Source organism: Rhodococcus sp. UFZ-B548 (assembly GCF_903819475.1).
Taxonomy (GTDB): domain Bacteria; phylum Actinomycetota; class Actinomycetes; order Mycobacteriales; family Mycobacteriaceae; genus Rhodococcus_F; species Rhodococcus_F erythropolis.
Genome location: NZ_CAIJDS010000012.1, coordinates 44,227 through 61,114 on the forward strand (window position 1 = coordinate 44,227; position 16,888 = coordinate 61,114).

A 16,888-nucleotide genomic window follows, 5' to 3' on the forward strand; every position below is an offset into this window, starting at 1 on the left:
GGTTCGCCCTCGCGGTCTGACCGGCAAAGACCGCTCAGACCCGCAGTGGACATGTGTGAGCCGAAGGAGACATCAAGATGGAAATTGTCGACTACCTGAAGATATTGCAAGCCAGATGGCGAATAGTCGCTGCTGTAACCGTGCTCGGAATCCTGGGAGCCCTTTGCGCTTCTCTTCTTTCGACGCCCGTTTACCAGGCCTCGACGAGGCTGTTCGTTTCGACGTCGGCGGGTACCTCGGTCAACGAGGCACTGCAGGGCAGTCAACTTTCACAGCAGCGAGTTCTGTCCTATACAAAACTCCTGACCGGCCGGACACTTGCGCAGCGGACGATCGACGAACTGGGACCGAGGGTGGTCGGCGGGATGTCGGCTGAAGAGTTGGCCTCCAAGGTCACTGCGACGTCGGCGCCCGACACTGTGTTGATCGACCTCGGAGTCAAGGATCCTTCACCGGAGCTCGCGCGAGAGATCGCAAATACTCTGTCGTCCGAATTCGTCGCACTGGCAAAGGAACTGGAGACACCCGAGAACGGCGGAACGCCGCCTGCACGTGTGGTCGTCGAGCAACAGGCCCAAGAGCCGTCTGTTCCTGTTTCGCCCAAGACTTCGCGCAATCTCGCTCTCGGAGCAGTGGCGGGACTGGTGTCGGGAATCGCGCTTGCGTTGATTCGCGATCGACTCGACAACACGGTGAAGGATCGTCGAACGGTCGAAGAGATTGCGGGTTCGGCGATGGTGGGCACGATCCCGTTCGACAAAGTCGTCGAAGTCAACCATGCGATTACTTTCAGTGACGGAAATTCCGTGAGTGCCGAAGCCTTCCGTGAATTGCGCACCAACCTTCAGTTCCTCGAGGTGGATCATCCACCGCGTGTCATTGTCGTCACGAGTTCGCTTCCCTCCGAGGGTAAGACGACGACCGCCGTGAACATCGCTCTTGTCTTGGCGGAGGCCGGTAAGTCAGTGTGCCTGATGGAAGGCGACCTCCGGAAGCCGCGAGTGTCGAAGTATCTGGGGTTGATCGGAAGCGTCGGCGTCAGTTCGGTGCTCTCCGGTCAAGCGACGCTGGACGATGTGCTTCAGCCGACCGAATTCGACGGGCTGACAGTGCTCGCGTCCGGACCGATCCCGCCGAACCCGAGCGAACTACTCGGCACGGACACGGCCAAACATGTTCTCGATGAACTGCGGGCGCGATACGACTACGTCATCATCGACGCCTCGCCGTTGCTACCCGTCACGGATGCCGCGGTCCTGGCCGCGATGTCTGACGGTGCCCTGGTGATCGCCCGACACGGCTCCACGAAGCGCGATCAACTGGCGCGCGCGGTCGGAAACCTACAGAGTGTGGGTGCACACGTCCTGGGCACTGTCATCACGATGACGCCGTCTCGCGGACGCAATGCGTACGAGTACAGCTACTACTACGAGTCGGACAAGTCGCTACCGCAGTTGACCGCGGTGCCCGCTCTCAGCGCTCACCGAAGCGAAGTCGGCTGAGCAGCGGGCCGAGGAGATCGGCGATCTCAAGTCCGATTTCGTGAAACACGTTCTCTTCCTTACCCATCGGATCGATGACGTCCTCGGGTTCGGCGGCACGAAATCGGGGTCTGGCGGCGGCGAGGTCCTCGACAGTTGCTGCATCTGCGAGCGAGCCCAACCGTGCGGCTTCTCGAAGTGTGAACGTGCGCTTGAGCCGCGCCGGAGCCATCGCCAGGACTTTGTCTCGCTGACTTTCGGTCATCGTGAGAATGAGGTCGGCGTCCGAGGCCAGCGCTGTTGTCATGCGTCGGGCTTGAAACTCCGTGGGGTCGCCGCCGAGCCCCGCGAGAACCCTCGCAGCAGTCGGCTCGATCGGGTGTCCGACCATCGCCCGGGTTCCGGCACTCGACGCGGTGAATCCGGAAACTCCGGCTTCGGCGGCATAAGCACGTGCAAGGCGTTCGCCAGTGGGTGATCGGCAGATGTTTCCCGTACAAACGAAGAGAACGTGCATGCCAGAAGCATAGGTTGCACGCGCGACGCACTCGTCGTACGCCCGATGTTGGTTTCGCGCCCACCTGGCGTACGCGTTTCGGAAAGTTCGGACGCATACCAACAACACATGAAGATGACCGTGTTCGGAACGGGATACCTGGGGGCGACCCACGCAGTGTGTATGGCCGAACTTGGTCACGACGTGCTGGGAGTCGACATCGACCAGTCCAAGGTCGACAAGTTGTCTCGTGGGGAGGTCCCGTTCTTCGAGCCGGGTCTGACCGACATGCTCGAGAAGAATCTGGCGTCGGGTCGGCTGCAGTTCACGACTTCCTACGCCGATGCCGCGGATTTTGCCGACATCCATTTTGTCGGTGTGGGGACGCCCCAGAAGAAGGGGGAGTACGCCGCAGATCTCAGTCATGTTCATTCGGTGATCGACATGTTGGCGCCGTTGTTGCGAAAGCCTTCGCTGATAGTCGGGAAGTCGACGGTGCCGGTAGGCACGGCAGCGGCTCTCGGCGAGCGACTCCGAGCGACTGCGCCGGCGGGTGGCTCGGTAGAGGTGGCCTGGAATCCGGAGTTCCTGCGTGAAGGACACGCGATCGCGGATACCTTGAGCCCTGACCGGTTGGTTCTGGGGATCGATCGTGACCGGCCGGGAAACGCCGAAGGCGTTCTTCGCGAGGTGTATGCCGAGATACTGGGCGCGGGGGTGCCGTTCCTCGTGACCGATCTGGCGACGTCCGAGTTGGTCAAGGGATCTGCGAACGCGTTTCTCGCGACCAAGGTGTCCTTCATCAATGCGATTGCGGAGGTGTGCGAGGCGACCGGCGCCGACGTCACGATGTTGGCCGACGCTCTCGGGTACGACGCTCGGATCGGTAGACGGTTCCTCAATGCGGGCTTGGGGTTCGGCGGTGGGTGCCTGCCGAAGGACATTCGGGCGTTCATGGCACGCGCCGGGGAATTGGGTGTCGACCAGGCCCTGTACTTCCTCCGCGAGGTAGACAGCATCAACATGCGACGACGCACAAAAGCTGTGGAACTGGTGACGGCAGCCTGCGATGGCAGTTTGCTGGGAGCTAACGTCTCGGTTCTGGGGGCCGCGTTCAAGCCCGAATCCGACGATGTGCGCGATTCGCCTGCGCTCAACGTTGCCGGAATGATGCAGTTGCACGGGGCAGCGGTCACCGTTTTCGATCCGAAGGCCATGGACAATTCTCGCCGACTGTTTCCCACCCTTCACTATGCAACCTCCACGTCAGAAGCTTGCAGAAATGCTGATGTGGTCTTGATCGCCACGGAATGGGACGAGTTCGCCTCACTCGTGCCCGGCGATTTGGAACCACTCGTTCGGCGGCGGGTGATCGTTGACGCCAGAAATTGCCTCGATCCGGACCTGTGGCGCGGCGCCGGTTGGAACTACCGCGGATTGGGGCGGTAGGTCGACCGTCCAGGTTGCGAAAAAATAGCTGCGAGAAGGCCTTAGGTGAGATGCGCGAACCTCGCAGACCATGCCCAGTGGGTAGACTTCCGGCCGGGGAATGACGGGGTCTGCTGACGGAACCCGTCGCCGGTCGACGAAGGTGGATCATGAACTTGGTTTTGGGTGTGACGGTGGGAGCCAGCGCTGTGCGTTTGGCGCGCCCGGGGACGCCCGACCACAGTGGTCCGGTGTTCCGATCCAGAGCGGTCGATCGCGGTCGTGAGATTCCGGAGGAAGTCGCAGCGGAGGCAACCGGCGTGGCTTTGACCGAGAATGCCGATCTCGGCAGCAATACGGTCGTCGCCTACCGGGATCAAGCGCAGGCCGGAGCACTCCAAACAGCGTTCGAACAGAAAGGCATCGACAACTTCGAGCTGGTTCCCGAAGTAGTCGCGACGCTTCGAATGCTCGAGGAGTCCGGTGCGCTGACCGACCAGAGCACACTCGTCGTCGTCGACATCGGTAGTTCTGGATCGACGATCAGCATTGTGGACAGGCAGATGCGGTCTACCGTCGTCACCGCCCGGTCGACGCGGGTCAGCGGAGATCACTTCGACGAGCTCGTCTACTCGGATCAGACCGTGCGTCGCCGTATAGCTACGCCGGCCGACCCGGGTGGCGATGCCGAACTGCAGGCGCGATGCCGACTCGCGAAGGAACAGCTGTCCTCACGAAGTGCGGTGTGCCTGCCCGGGCCCGGCGGGCTTCTCCTGCTGTCGCGGGAAGTTTTCGATTCGTTGGTCGTCACGTCGGTGGAGGCCTTCGCACGCGAGATACGAGAGGTCATCGCAACGTCCGGCCGTAACCCCGACGCGATTCTCCTGATCGGTGGCGGTGCACGCATTCCGATCGTGCGGGCGACCCTCGCCGCTTGGCTGGAGTGCCCCCTCATCGCGCCCGAGCAGCCGGAACTCGTGACTGCGCAAGGCGCTGCGCTGATCGCGGAGTCGTCGATGACGCCATCGGCGCGCGCGGTATCTGCCCCGGTTCAGGTTCCGGCTGTAGCGCCGATCTTTGCGCCGTATCCGATCCACACCCCGGCTGAGGTACCCGTTCCGGTTCAGGCGTTCAGCCACGGAGGGGTCGCAACGCTCGCGGAATCGGAGCGGCCGAATGCCTTGTCCGAAGCCGCTTCCGGCACGAAGTCCGTTCCGCAGGAACAGGTGCCGAGCCCTTACGCGGCGGAACTGCCTCAGCCGCGACCGAACCGACACGAGCAACGATTCGATCCGGCCGCAGATCTCGCGGTCGCCGACAGTGATCAGGCCACGGACGGATTCGGCACAGAACATGACGCCGACACCGAGGCTGTGATGGTTGACGCCCAGGCGTACTCGGCGATGTACGAAGGCGAGGCACCCGGGGCAGGAACCGCACACCCGTCCTGGCTCGCCGGGACACAACCCGTCGAATCGACATCCAAAGAGCCGAGAAACCCGCTACGGTTCGCGGGCCTCGGCGCCGGTGTGATCGCGGCGATCGTGATCGTGGGGTTGGGATTGGGCTACGGAGGAAAGGTCTTCGATTCCGAGGATGCCGGACCTGTGGCAACCGAGGTGACTACGCCGCCGCCGACGACCACGACTACCCCGCCGCCTACGACCACAACGACCCCGCCCCCGACGACGACGGAGGAAGCCCCTCCGGTCGTCGAGGCTCCGCCAGTCGTGCAGGACACTTACGTGCCGCCCGCGCCCGCTCCCGCGCCGCCACCGCCCGCGATCTACATTCCGGGGCTTCCGCCGATTCTGTTACCGGTTCTCCCACCGATTCCCGGACTCTGAGGCTCGCTTTCAGCGTTTGGAGTGTCGGCCGCCTGACGTGGGGCCGGCCTTGACCGCACTACCGGGTGGGCGAGCCAGAATCACGGCGATAGCAGTAGTGAGCGGAACAGATAGCGCCAGAGCAATCCCGCCGACCGCGGACCGTACGATTTCGATCGCTACAGCGTCACCGACCAGGACGTCCTGAAGAGGGCGACCGCTGACGCTGAAAAGCAGAAGCAGTGGCAACGCCCCGCCGGCGTACGCGAGAACCAAGGTGTAGACCGTGCTGGCGATGTGATCGCGTCCGACCCGCATCGCCCCGCTGAACACCTTTCGGCGGGGTGCGTGCTTGTCGAGTTCGGCCAACTCGAACGCCGAAGATGCCTGGGTGATGGTGACGTCGTTGAGAACACCGAGCGATCCGATGATGAAGCCCGCCAGCAGCAGGCCCGTGATGTCGATGTGCTCGATGTAGGTCTGCACATTGGTGTTCTGCTCTTCGGACAGTCCGGTGAGGTGCGTCAGTTCGATACAGAGGTAGGAGAGAACGGCAGCGAGCACCATCGCGGCAAGGGTGCCGAGCAAAGCCGAACTGGTCTTGAGTGAGACACCGTGCGCCAGATAGAGAACCGCGTACAAGATCACCGCGCCGGCGACCAGTGCAACCGGTATCGCAGGCTTACCGTCGAGCAATGCGGGCAGGAGAAACCCGACGACGACGCCGAAGGCGATCACCAGACCGACGAGTGCGCGCAGTCCGCGCCACCGCGCAACGGCGATGATGACGACGGCAAACGCGATGACGATCAGCGCCAGTGGGAGTCCACGCGAATAGTCTTCGAAGGAGTACTGCGTGTTTCCGTTCGGGTCGGTCTGACGCACCAGGCGAATGTGGTCACCGACCCGTAGATCCGGTTGTCCGGCACCCGGGATGATCTCGAGGAGTGTCTTCGTTCCGGCATTCGGCCCGGACTCGATATCGACGATACTGCGCTGGCACTGATAGGCGGAGGTGGGTGGCGGTTGCGGTGCACCGACGAATACCCTTCCGGCGGAGGAACTTCCGCAGTCGCCGAGATCCTGCATCGTGACGGTGCCCGCCTCGGTCTCCACCGAACTGCCGTCGGCATTCTGAAAGGGGAGCGGGACGGGAATGGTGTTCTTGTCCGGCCACAGCGCGATAGCTGCCGCGACGACAACCATGCCGATGACGACGAGCAAGCCGATGACGACGCGTGATGCGGTGGGGCCGATCTGAATGGGGCCACCGTGGCCGTGGCCGTGACTCATCGGAAACTGAGTGTCGGACTGGGGATTTGCACCGGTGCAATGTTATCGGCTCAGATGCGAATGGTCAGCTTCTGCGGATAGTGTCGATCGACGACAGCGTCGGCACAGGTGATTTCCGGGAAAGAGGCGAAACTGGGATTGGTCGAGCTGGGTGGCGGGGAACAGGGGGGGTTGTCCCCGCCACCAACCTGGTATCCACAGGGGGGGAGGGATACCAGGTGCTCGCGGCACCGAAGTGCTGATAACCAATGTACCCAATTTCAATCGGGTTTGGCGCGTTGTCCAACTACCAATTTCACGACGAATCACGTACCGGTTGGACCGTTTTCGCATCAGGGCAGGTCACTAAATAGTTAAAGTGTCAATCAAACCGCCTGGTATGCGAATGTTGTGACCAAGGTCTCACAAATACCCCGCACTTTTACGTTTACGGGGTATTTGTACAACGAATTGTTTACCTGATTTTGCCCGATTCGACGGGCCGAAATCACTGCTTGTAACTGGTGAGGAAGTTGCCGAATCGCTCGATGGCCACGGCGAGATCCCGGGCCCACGGAAGGGTGACGATCCGAAGGTGATCGTGGTTCGGCCAATTGAATCCGGTGCCTTGAACCATCAGGATCTTCTCCTGGAGAAGCAGGTCCTGAACCAACTTCTCGTCGTCGTGGATCTCGTAGACGTTCGGATCCAGACGAGGGAACGCGTAGAGCGCACCGCGGGGTTTCACACACGAAACACCCGGAATCATGTTCAATCGCTCCCACGCGACGTCGCGCTGCTCGAGCAGGCGACCGCCGGGCAGGATCAGGTCTTCGATGCTCTGGTGTCCGCCGAGGGCGACCTGAATGGCGTGCTGTCCGGGGACGTTGGGGCACAGGCGGGTCGACGCCAAGAGGTCGAGTCCCTCGAGGAAGCCGGCGGCGTGATCCTTCGGGCCCGTGATCGCCACCCAGCCGGAGCGGTAGCCGGCGACGCGGTAGGCCTTCGAGAGGCCGTTGAAGGTCAGGCAGAGCAGATCAGGGGCAAGTGTTGCCAGCGAGATGTGCTTTGCGTCGTCGTAGAGGATCTTGTCGTAGATCTCGTCGGCGAGCAGCAGAAGCTGATGCTTGCGTGCCAGATCGACCAACTGCTGCAGAACCTCCATGGAGTACACCGCACCCGTGGGGTTGTTCGGGTTGATGACGAGGAGAGCCTTGGTCTTGTCGGTGATCTTGGATTCGATATCGGCGATATCGGGATTCCAGTCGTTGGCCTCGTCGCAGAGATAGTGGACGGGCGTGCCTCCGGACAAGCTCGTCATCGCAGTCCACAGCGGGTAGTCGGGCGCTGGGATCAGAACCTCGTCGCCGTTGTTGAGGAGGGCCTGCATGGTCATCGTGATCAGCTCGGAAACACCGTTACCGAGGTAGATGTTGTCGACGTCGAGCTCGGGGAAGCCGGGAACCAGCTCGTAACGCGTCACGATTGCGCGCCGCGCCGACAGAATGCCCTTCGACTCCGAATAGCCCTGCGCATAGGGCAGGGCGGCGATCATGTCGCGCATGATCACATCGGGAGCATCGAATCCGAACGGTGCCGGGTTGCCGATGTTGAGCTTGAGGATCCGGTGTCCTTCCGCCTCCAACCGGGCGGCATGCGCGTGCACCGGCCCACGGATTTCGTACAGGACGTTCTGGAGCTTCGACGACTGCTCCAGCTCGCGCTGCGGCTGACGATGGCGGACGGGTTCTGGTGTGCTCACGAGTTACATGATTCCACCACTGTGCAAGTGCATTGTCGGGGACCGTGTCGCGCGACCAGTTGGCTATTGTCGAGCGATGACCCCCAGCGAGCAGATTGCAGCCCCGTACGGATCGTGGACTTCTCCGATCGGAGCAGCGGATCTGGCTGCAGGTGGCCACCCTGTCGAGGGTGGACGATACGTCGGTGACGAGATCTGGTGGGCTGAACTTCGTCCGACCGAGGGTGGTCGGACATCGATCCGTCGATCCGGTCTCGACAACCAACCCGTCGACATCCTCCCCGCGCCGTGGAACGCGCGGACCAGGGTTCACGAGTACGGCGGTGGCGCCTGGACCGTCACCGAGTCCGGAAAACTGGTCTTCAGTGAATTCTCCGATCAACGGGTGTACATCCTCGAAGGAGTCACTCCGCGGGCTCTGACGCCTGAACCCGCGTCGCCGGCCGCGTTGCGATACGCAGACCTGCAGATCGTGAACGGTGAGGTGTGGGCGGTTCGGGAAGCGCACGCGGAGGACGGGGCGATCACTCGCGATATCTGCGCGATTCCGCTCGACGGTTCCGGCAAGATTCGCTCGATCGTCGGCGGCTCGGACTTCCTCTCGTCACCGAGGCTTTCGCCGAGTGGAACCAAAATAGCCTGGATCGCGTGGAACCATCCGCAAATGCCCTGGGACGGTACCGAACTGCGGGTAGCTCCACTCGTCGACGGCGTCGCTCAGAAGTACTCCGTGCTGATCGGCGGACTTGAAGAGTCCGTCCTGCAACCGGAGTGGATCACCGACGACGAACTCTACGCAATCAGTGATCGCAGCGGCTGGTGGAACATCTATCGCGTCGGCGGCAAGATCACCCCGATCTGCCCGGTGGAGGCGGATTTCGGTGGCCCACAGTGGCGCTTCGGTGCGCGCTGGTTCGTCGAACTCGACAACGGGCACCTTCTCACCGCACGCACGGTGGGAACCGACACGCTGGCGGTACTCGATCCGGCGTCGGGGGAACTGCGCGACATCGCGATCCCGGGTGTCACCAGCATCGGCCTCATGCAGGTTCGCGGCGATCGGTTGCTGCTCAACTCGGGAGGCGCGAAACTGGCGGGCGCGTTACGCGAGTTCGACCTCGGTACCGGCGAACTCACCGAAATCCGTTCGTCGGTCGAAGAATTACCCGAGTCTGCATACCTTCCGGAAGCGCGAGCTGTCGTGGCTCACGGACACGGGCGAGAAGTTCACGCCGTTGCGTATCCGCCGCGCAGTCCGCGATACAAAGGACTCGACGGCGAACTGCCGCCATACGTTGCGTTTGTTCACGGTGGGCCGACGGCGCACGTCGCCCCGGCCCTCAACCTCGTCTACGCCTTCTTCACCAGCCGCGGAATCGGCGTCGTCGATGTGAATTACGGCGGGTCGACCGGCTACGGACGTGAGTACCGCAACCGGCTGCGCGGACAGTGGGGTGTCGTCGACGTGCAGGACGTCGTCACCGCCGTCACCGGGTTGGCTGAGCAAGGGCTTGCCGATCCGGCCCGCCTTGCCATCGAAGGCGGATCTGCCGGTGGATGGACCGTTCTGGCCGCACTGACGACGTCCGACGTGTTCGCTTGTGGTGCTTCCTATTTCGGCGTGGCCGAACTGGACCTGTTCGTGCAGGAAACTCACGATTTCGAATCGCGCTATGTCGACGGTTTGATCGGCCCGCTGCCGGAATCTGCCGACCTGTACGCGGAACGTGCTCCGCTCAACAACGTCGACGGGTTGAACTGCCCGGTGTTGCTGCTCCAGGGTCTCGACGATCCGATCGTGCCACCTTCGCAGGCGGAGCGATTCCGGGATGCTCTGGTGACCAAGGGTATTCCGCATGCCTACCTGGCCTACGAGGGTGAATCTCACGGATTCCGCAAGCAGTCGACCATCATCAGCTCACGCAACGCCGAGCTGTCCTTCTACGGGCAGGTGCTCGGATTCACCCCACCCGGCATTGCGACGCTCGAGCTGTGGAAGCCTGCGATCAGTAGCTGACGGCCCCGCGGCTGCGCGCAAAGGCCGCGAGGATCCGACCTGCCACCAGTGACGGGGTCGACAGGTCGGCCCACGTCCACCTCGCGACTTCCCACCCCGCGTCACGGAGTCGGTCTTCGCGGAGCTTCTCGTCCCAGAGCACGTCCTCGGCGCTGCGCCCGGCGGGCACCAGTCGGCCGTATTTGATGCGGCCGTCGAACTCTCCGATGGTGCGCTGCTCACGCCACAGGAAGTCGACGCGGCCGGCCAACCCTCGAGCGTCGTGGATTTCGACCTGGGGTTCGGGGAGTGGTAAGTGCTCCTGCAGGAACAATGCGAGGCTCCGTGATTCACCGACGCTTTCGATGCGCGAGTCCATCGCGGTGAGCGCGTGGAGCGCATGTCGATGGCGCGGATGGTTCGGGCTGAGTGCAAGCGAGGCCGCAACTGCATCTTTGGTCAACGCTGAACGGTGCAACGCTGAATTGCCCACCACGAGAGCCGGTTCGAAAGGGAGCGTCCTCGCGAGATCCGCAACAGTTCGTGCCGGAGTCGTGACGCGCAGGCCGTCGACGTGGGTGACCTCGTCGTCGGTGAACGATACCGAGTGCACGTGTCGTCGAGCGGATTTACGGCCACCGCCTCGTCGGTCCCGAGAGAGGTGCACAACTTCGAGCGGAGTGTTCCAGAGTTCGAAGCCGTGAACCACCGCTGCCGAGATGTGGCTGACCGCTGCATGTGCCGAAGCGGTACCGGCCACAGCCTCGACGCGCAATCGATGTAGCCCGTATGCGTCGAGGCGGGACAGGTGGTCGCTGGGTACGTAGGCACCGCGATGGATTCTGGACCAGTTTCCACTCGCGCAGGCCTGCCGGATCTCGGAATCGGTACGACCTGTCGACAGTTGCTCTGGCCGACGGATGATGCGTATTTGTTCCCCCATACCGATCGATCTTGCTGCGCCCGGCGCTGGAAAGGAAGCCGTGAACCCGGGGCTGTGGATAGCCGTGAGTGAACACCACTTGTCCACAGTTCGAACCGGTTTCGCGTCGCTGGAGAGGGTGTTGGGTGTGGGGAAACGGTGACAGGTTCTGGACGTCGCACTCTAGGCAACCCTTGCGTCCGGAGCGTTTGCGTGCCAGGCTGTTGAACTATGACTACAGGAAAGGCGGACACCGCCACCGTCGCGTGAGCGCCGCACCGTTTCGCTCGTCGACGTCACGTCGAGCGACATCGACCGAGAACATCGATATCTTCGATGAAGACAATCAGGCCTTGGAAACAGTCCGCGACGTATGGCTCGAACGCGGTCTGTGTACACGTCCGGCCGATCGATCCACGGCAGAATCTGCTGTCGCGCAACTATACCGACGATCCGGGCTCCCGAAACCGGAGTTCGTCTGGGTTCAGTCGCCCTCTGCTGGATCGGATCTGATCGCCGCCGAAGGTCTGTCGAACAAGATGTCCTTCGACGGCACTGGACTCGACTGCGCTTGCGGGCACATCGCGAGCATGTTTTCGGCGTCGCGCCGACGTATGAACGCGCGTATCGAACGTCGGAGCATTGACTGGCAGATAGAACGCTGGAAGATGGAACGTCGCGCGTTCGGGGGCGTTGGTGCCAGCGTGTCCGAGGGGTCGGATCAGCGGGGGTCGACTCAGCGGGGTTCGACTCAGCGCCGCGTCAATCCAGCGCGGATCATCAGATCCGCAATCTGGGAATCGTTGCACACCACACTGTTCGACGGCGTCGCAGCTGCGATACGAACGATGTCGACCCCGGTGGCGGGCGGAGTGACCTGGTACGGGCAGCAGGACGCCCATCGAATCGCGTACTACGACACATGCCATCGATACGGTCTTGCGACCTTCCGCTCGGAAGACCGTGAACTTCTCGATGTGCAGACCGCACTGGCTGACTCGACCGGGTGGTGGTGGGCGTTCGACGACGTGTGCATCATGGCGGAACGACCCAGGGTCTTGCACTCGGAGCGGATACCGGGCAGTGCGCGGGGAGAACGCCGACTCCACCACTCTGATTCCCCGGCACTCGAATTCGCAGACGGAACAAAGGCGTTCGTTCTGCACGGAGCGATCGTTCCCGACTGGGTAGTGCTCGACCCGACCGCCGAACGCATCGCACACGAGCGCAATGTAGAGATCCGTCGATGTGCAATCGAGCGGATCGGGTGGGATTCCTACATCGAGCTGGCCGGCCTGACACTGGTCGACCAAGCCGACGATCCCGGTAATGTCGGTTGCCTGCTGCAGCTCTACGCGTCACCGGAGGGCTGGGGCCGAAGTGGACGCATTCTCCTCGCGGTCAACGGTTCTTTCGAACGCGACGGGCATCGGCGTCGATACGGCCTTCACGTACCCGGATGGTTTACCTCCGCGTTGGATGCCGCCGGTTGGACTTACGGCATCACCGGCGCCGATTACTCCCGTCTCGTTCGTCGAACCTGAATCTCGACCCCTCAAGCCCCAATCCTCAAACCCTCAATCCTCAAACCCTTGGTGATACTTATGAACTCGAACATGACCTTGTCCGCTCTCACCACCCTCACCGGCCTCGATGTCTTCGACTACCTGGACCAGGAAGTGTCCATTCCTGTGATCGACGGACTTCAGGCGCAGGGCGATCTCATCGTGATCCCGTTTTCGCTGCTCGCAAATATCGTGGCGCCTCTGCCGTGGACACGCTCTGTGAGAGTGCCGCTCTCGGGAGTGGAGTTGCTGCGAAGCGCGGCGGGCGGTAACCCCCACAGTCTGGTTGCAGACGAAGGGGAGTGCACGTGGTCGACGCCGGTGAAAGATGCTCGGGGCCTTGCGCTCGGCATGCTCGACACCCGAGTGACCGCGTACCTGATCCATCCGGAGCACGGCGCGACCGGAATCGCTCCGGGGCGATACGTCATCGGACGGCAGCAGGAAAGGGGCGTCGGGCGTGCGCGCGGTGCGGTGATGCTTGTCGCAGATTGACAGGGCGACCTCGATTTGGCAGCGGGGGAGTGAGCACCACTTGTCCACGGCGAGCACCGCTTTCCGCGTAGAGCAAGGTGTGTTGAGTCGAGGGAAAGGGTGCTCGGTCGGGATTGGCTCCCCGCACAAACACGAATGCCCTCACCATGACGGTGAGGGCATTCGCGTGTGGAGCGGTTACTTCTTGCGGCCGGGAGCCTTTGCGCCGGCCTTGAATCCGAGCCCACCTGCCTTGGGGGCGGGAGGCGCGGCAGCAGGCGTCGGAGCTTCCGCGGGTGCGGACGCTTCAGCAGGTGCTTCGGCGGCGGGTTCTGCCTTCACGGGTTCGGCGGCGGGTTCTGCCTTCACAGGTTCGGCCTCGGGAGCCGGTGCCGCAGCTGGCGCCGGGGCTGCAGCAGGAGCTGCCTTCCGAGCGCCGGGAGCCTTTGCGCCCGATTTGAATCCGAGTCCGCCGGCCTTGGCGACCGGTGGAGCCTTCGGGGCTTCCGCCTCGGCGGCGGGGGCCTCTGCGGGAGCCTCGGCGGGTGCAGCCGGAGCAGCGGCAGGTGCTTCAGCAGCAGGTGCAGCCTTCGCGCCAGGAGCCTTGGCCCCGCCCTTCATCTGCAGTCCCTTGCCGCCGGGAGCCTTGGCGCCGGACGCCAGGCCCAGACCCTTCGGCTTGGCGACGGGCGCAGCAGCTTCGGGTGCAGCAGCCTCAGCTGCCGGTGCTTCCGCTGCCGGTGCGGCAGCGGCCTTTGCTCCGGGTGCCTTGGCGGCGCCCTTCATCTGCAGTCCCTTGCCGCCGGGAGCCTTGGCTCCGCCCGCAAGACCGAGCCCCTTGGGCTTTGCCGCAGGTGTGGCCGGTGCAGCAGCTTCGGCGGCGGGAGCTTCCGCGCTTGCGGCGGGAGCCGCCTTCTTGGCGCCGGGAGCCTTTGCCCCGCCGGCCATTCCGAGGCCCTTGCCTGGTGCCTTGGCGCCGGGAGCTTTTGCGCCTGGTGCTTTGGCGAGGCCCTTCATGGCCAGACCCTTGCCTGCCGGTGCAGCCTTGGCTTCCGGAGTCGCGGCGGCTTCCTCGACTTCGGCGACCCGATCCTGCTCGACAGTCTCAGCCTTTGCCTCAGCAGCGACCGGGGCCTTCTCACGCGGGATCACCTTGATGTTCTCGCCGAGCTGGGCGGGATCGAGGCGGGTGACGGAGTTCAGCATCAGCTGCGCGACGTCGACGACCTCGACGCCTTCGCCCTGGCCTTGCTCCTGGCGGGCAGTGACGCCGTCGGTGAGCATGACGCGGCAGAACGGGCAACCCGTGGCGATCTTCTTGGGGTTGGTGGAGAGCGCTTCGTCGACGCGGTCGACGTTGATGCGCTTACCGATGTTCTCTTCCATCCACATGCGAGCACCACCGGCACCACAGCACATGGAACGTTCGCCGTGACGCGGCATTTCGACCAGCTTGGAGCCTGAGGCTTCCATGAGTTCACGGGGAGCGTCGTAAACCTTGTTGTGGCGTCCGAGGAAGCACGGGTCGTGGTAGGTGACGTCTTCGCTCACGGACGCAACCGGGATCAGCTTCTTCTGGCGCACCAGACGGTTGAGCAGCTGGGTGTGGTGCACGACCTCGTAGTCGCCGCCCACCTCCGGGTACTCGTTGCCGAGGGCGTTGAAGCAGTGCGCACAGGTGACGACGATCTTGCGCTTCTTCTGCTCGATACCGTCGAAGACCGAGTTGAGCATCTCGATGTTCTGCATTGCGAGCTGCTGGAACAAGAACTCGTTGCCGGCACGACGTGCGGAGTCGCCGGTGCAGGTTTCGTCGGCGCCGAGGACCATGAACTTCACTCCCGCGGTGGCGAGGAGTTCGGCGACAGCCTTGGTGGTCTTCTTGGCACGGTCTTCGTAGGCGCCGGCGCAGCCGACCCAGAAGAGGTACTCGTAGTCCTCGAAGCTGTCGGCGTCCTTGCCGAAGACGGGGATCTCGAAGTCCATCTCGTTGATCCAGTTGAGGCGATCCTTGGAGTTCTGGCCCCAGGGGTTGCCCTTGTTCTCGAGGTTCTTGAACAGGCCGGCGAGCTCGGAGGGGAACTCCGATTCGATCAGGACCTGGTAGCGACGCATGTCGATGATGTGGTCGACGTGTTCGATGTCGACGGGGCACTGTTCGACGCAGGCGCCGCAGTTGGTGCAGCTCCACAAGGTTTCGGCGTCGATGACCGGGGCCATCTCACCTTCGACGGTTTCACCGACGAGCTTGCGGTCGGCCTCGAGGCGTGCGGCCTCGGGGATGGCTGCGAGTGCGGCTTCCTTGACGTTGCCTTCGCTGTCGACGAGTCCGATCTCGTCGCCGCCCATGTCCTTGCGTCCACCAGCGAGCAGGTACGGGGCCTTGGCGTAGCCGTGGTCACGCAGCGACATGATGAGCAGCTTGGGGGAGAGCGGCTTTCCGGTGTTCCAAGCAGGGCACTGGGACTGGCAACGCCCGCACTCGGTGCAGGTGGTGAAGTCCAGCCAGCCCTTCCAGGAGAAGTCTTCGATGTTTCCGGCGCCGAGAGTGTCTGTGTCGGGGTCGACGTTCTCCATCGTCAGGACTTTGCCCTTGGACATCATGGGCTTTGCCGCGCCGAGCGCGACGGTGCCGTCGTCTTCACGCTTGAAGTAGATGTTGAAGAACGCGGAGAAGCGGTGCCAGGCGACGCCCCAGGTGATGTTGCGGCCCACGATCGCGAGCCAGATCATGCCGGTCATCAGCTTGACGAACGCGAACACCGAGATCATGACGGGGCTGGCGGGAAGCAGTTTGGCGACCTGCATGGTGAAGAAGTCGGTCCACGGGTTGGCGTGACCGTAGGTCGCGATCTTGCCGGCCTTGACCATGATCATGCCCAGGCCCTCGAGCAGGACGATGCCCTCGATGACGTAGGCGGCCTTGAAGTTGGAGCCGCCGAACCGGGACAGGCGCGCAGGCAGGCGCGGGTGGTTGAGCTGACGGATCACGATCAGCGTGGTGATACCGATGACGGTGCCGAGGCCCAGGATCTCGTCCCACAGGTGCCACGCCCACGTGTTACCGAAGATGGGCCAGTGGAACTCGGGGTTGAACGTCTGGCCGTAAGCCTCGAACCAGAGCAGGAATCCGCCGAGGAAGCCGACCATGACGAGCCAGTGGGCCCAGCCGACGCTGCGGAACTTGTTCATGCGCGTGTGCGCGATGAACTCGATGATCATCTGCTTGAAGCGAGGGAAGAACGGGCGCCATCGATCGGGTGCCGACTGGCCGATGCGCACGGTGTTGAACATCCTCAGCGCGCCTGAGAGGAAGATGTACCAACACACCAAGCTCAGCAGAGCACCAATCGTGCCCAACGTAATCGTCAGGGCATTCATGTCGCGGCCTTTCGTTTCAGGGCGACGCGTCGGCCACCTCGGGACAGCCCACTGATACTAACCTGCGTTATGTTACCCGCCAGTAACTAGCATTACCAGCCTGTAGATACCGACTGGTAACCGCTCGTGGCCTGGAGAGATCAATCTTCTGCGTCGGACGGGCTTGGTCAAACGCAGACATGTCTGGTCGTCACGTTAGGCGGTGGCCGTCGGGCTCCTTTCTGTCAGGCAGCCCTAACTCGGTTTCCGGGCAGGTGAGGACAACCGACCGGCTGTTATCGTTAC

General features: G+C 63.0%; 11 protein-coding genes. 6 read left to right on the forward strand and 5 right to left on the reverse strand.

All coding sequences use genetic code 11. From position 1 onward, the window contains the following. Positions 1-77 precede the first annotated feature (77 nt). Positions 78-1,502, forward strand: coding sequence for a polysaccharide biosynthesis tyrosine autokinase (locus tag H7C86_RS13075; RefSeq protein ID WP_019747418.1), 1,425 nt, complete (start codon positions 78-80; stop codon positions 1,500-1,502). Here H7C86_RS13075 and H7C86_RS13080 read toward each other — a convergent pair. Next, entirely contained in the window at positions 1,474-1,998 is a 525-nt protein-coding gene (locus H7C86_RS13080; RefSeq protein WP_182261658.1) for a low molecular weight phosphatase family protein, read from the reverse strand. The genes H7C86_RS13075 and H7C86_RS13080 overlap by 29 nt on opposite strands. Before the next feature lie 108 nt (positions 1,999-2,106). Between H7C86_RS13080 and H7C86_RS13085 the strand changes: the two genes are divergently transcribed. Next, on the forward strand, positions 2,107-3,426 hold the full coding sequence (locus H7C86_RS13085; protein ID WP_019747416.1) for a UDP-glucose/GDP-mannose dehydrogenase family protein: 1,320 nt from the start codon (positions 2,107-2,109) through the stop codon (positions 3,424-3,426). A gap of 149 nt (positions 3,427-3,575) precedes the next feature. Beyond that, on the forward strand, positions 3,576-5,252 hold the full coding sequence (locus H7C86_RS13090; protein WP_230091103.1) for an Hsp70 family protein: 1,677 nt from the start codon (positions 3,576-3,578) through the stop codon (positions 5,250-5,252). 9 nt (positions 5,253-5,261) lie between these two features. Here the strand turns inward: H7C86_RS13090 and H7C86_RS13095 are convergent, their stop codons facing one another. Continuing rightward, positions 5,262-6,524 carry a YibE/F family protein gene (locus H7C86_RS13095; protein ID WP_019747414.1) on the reverse strand — a complete coding sequence of 421 codons (1,263 nt, stop codon included), beginning with the start codon at positions 6,522-6,524 and terminating at the stop codon, positions 5,262-5,264. A gap of 487 nt (positions 6,525-7,011) precedes the next feature. Next, positions 7,012-8,265 (reverse strand): pyridoxal phosphate-dependent aminotransferase, encoded by a 1,254-nt coding sequence (locus H7C86_RS13100; protein ID WP_019747413.1) that lies wholly within the window; start codon positions 8,263-8,265, stop codon positions 7,012-7,014. 76 nt (positions 8,266-8,341) lie between these two features. On the opposite strand from H7C86_RS13100, the gene H7C86_RS13105 reads away from it, so the two are divergent. Beyond that, on the forward strand, positions 8,342-10,282 hold the full coding sequence (locus H7C86_RS13105; protein ID WP_182261659.1) for a prolyl oligopeptidase family serine peptidase: 1,941 nt from the start codon (positions 8,342-8,344) through the stop codon (positions 10,280-10,282). Here the strand turns inward: H7C86_RS13105 and H7C86_RS13110 are convergent. After that, positions 10,272-11,204 (reverse strand): hypothetical protein, encoded by a 933-nt coding sequence (locus H7C86_RS13110; protein ID WP_021343213.1) that lies wholly within the window; start codon positions 11,202-11,204, stop codon positions 10,272-10,274. The two genes, H7C86_RS13105 and H7C86_RS13110, sit on opposite strands and share 11 nt — an antisense overlap. Positions 11,205-11,449: 245 nt before the next feature. On the opposite strand from H7C86_RS13110, the gene H7C86_RS13115 reads away from it, so the two are divergent. Together H7C86_RS13115 and H7C86_RS13120 are read left to right on the forward strand one after the other, a co-directional pair. Beyond that, positions 11,450-12,727: a DUF6745 domain-containing protein gene (locus tag H7C86_RS13115; RefSeq protein WP_182261660.1), complete on the forward strand. Its 1,278-nt coding sequence runs from the start codon at positions 11,450-11,452 to the stop codon at positions 12,725-12,727. Positions 12,728-12,787: 60 nt separating this feature from the next. Beyond that, complete coding sequence (locus H7C86_RS13120) at positions 12,788-13,243, forward strand: hypothetical protein (protein ID WP_029254716.1); 456 nt, start codon at positions 12,788-12,790, stop codon at positions 13,241-13,243. A gap of 177 nt (positions 13,244-13,420) precedes the next feature. Here the strand turns inward: H7C86_RS13120 and H7C86_RS13125 are convergent, their stop codons facing one another. Further along, the gene (locus H7C86_RS13125; protein ID WP_182261661.1) at positions 13,421-16,603 is read right to left on the reverse strand and encodes a (Fe-S)-binding protein; all 3,183 of its coding nucleotides are present in this window, start codon (positions 16,601-16,603) and stop codon (positions 13,421-13,423) included. Positions 16,604-16,888: the final 285 nt, after the last annotated feature.

Bases quoted from the DNA above. Each gene is read 5' to 3' on its own strand.
- H7C86_RS13095 (WP_019747414.1), bottom strand. From the start codon at position 6,524: ATGAGTCACGGCCACGGCCACGGTGGCCCCATTCAGATCGGCCCCACC.
- H7C86_RS13080 (WP_182261658.1), bottom strand. From the start codon at position 1,998: ATGCACGTTCTCTTCGTTTGTACGGGAAACATCTGCCGATCACCCACT.
- H7C86_RS13120 (WP_029254716.1), top strand. From the start codon at position 12,788: ATGAACTCGAACATGACCTTGTCCGCTCTCACCACCCTCACCGGCCTC.
- H7C86_RS13110 (WP_021343213.1), bottom strand. From the start codon at position 11,204: ATGGGGGAACAAATACGCATCATCCGTCGGCCAGAGCAACTGTCGACA.
- H7C86_RS13105 (WP_182261659.1), top strand. From the start codon at position 8,342: ATGACCCCCAGCGAGCAGATTGCAGCCCCGTACGGATCGTGGACTTCT.
- H7C86_RS13085 (WP_019747416.1), top strand. From the start codon at position 2,107: ATGAAGATGACCGTGTTCGGAACGGGATACCTGGGGGCGACCCACGCA.
- H7C86_RS13090 (WP_230091103.1), top strand. From the start codon at position 3,576: ATGAACTTGGTTTTGGGTGTGACGGTGGGAGCCAGCGCTGTGCGTTTG.
- H7C86_RS13125 (WP_182261661.1), bottom strand. From the start codon at position 16,603: ATGAATGCCCTGACGATTACGTTGGGCACGATTGGTGCTCTGCTGAGC.
- H7C86_RS13075 (WP_019747418.1), top strand. From the start codon at position 78: ATGGAAATTGTCGACTACCTGAAGATATTGCAAGCCAGATGGCGAATA.